Source organism: Pseudomonas sp. UM16 (assembly GCF_050312595.1).
GTDB lineage: Bacteria > Pseudomonadota > Gammaproteobacteria > Pseudomonadales > Pseudomonadaceae > Aquipseudomonas.
In genome coordinates this window covers 1-263 of the sequence record NZ_JBNPJT010000091.1, presented here as the reverse complement: position 1 = coordinate 263, position 263 = coordinate 1, and the positions used below count along the sequence as shown (strand labels likewise).

The following is a 263-nucleotide window of genomic DNA, read 5'->3' as shown; positions in this document are numbered from 1 at the left end:
TACAACAGCCCCACCCGGATCAACCTCGACAAGGCGCGTGATGGCTGGAACCAAGAAAAGCTTCCCGGCGACCAGACCGCGGCCCTGCGCCAGACCCTGGTGCGAGGCAATCCGATGCTCGACATCCCCGATTACTACCGGATCGAACGCGAGGAGACGCCCAACGAAATCCGCGCACGCCTGCCAGATGACCCGAACGAGTGGGACGCCAACAGCTATCACTCGGCCATGCTGCGCAGCCCGGAAAACCACCGTTGGGTCAC

General features: G+C 63.1%; 1 protein-coding gene. It reads left to right on the top strand.

What is annotated here, in order from left to right; translation table 11 throughout:
• On the top strand, nucleotides 1-263 hold a 263-nt coding region (locus ACQRAX_RS25700), incomplete at both ends, for an effector protein Tle3 domain-containing protein (protein ID WP_427867798.1).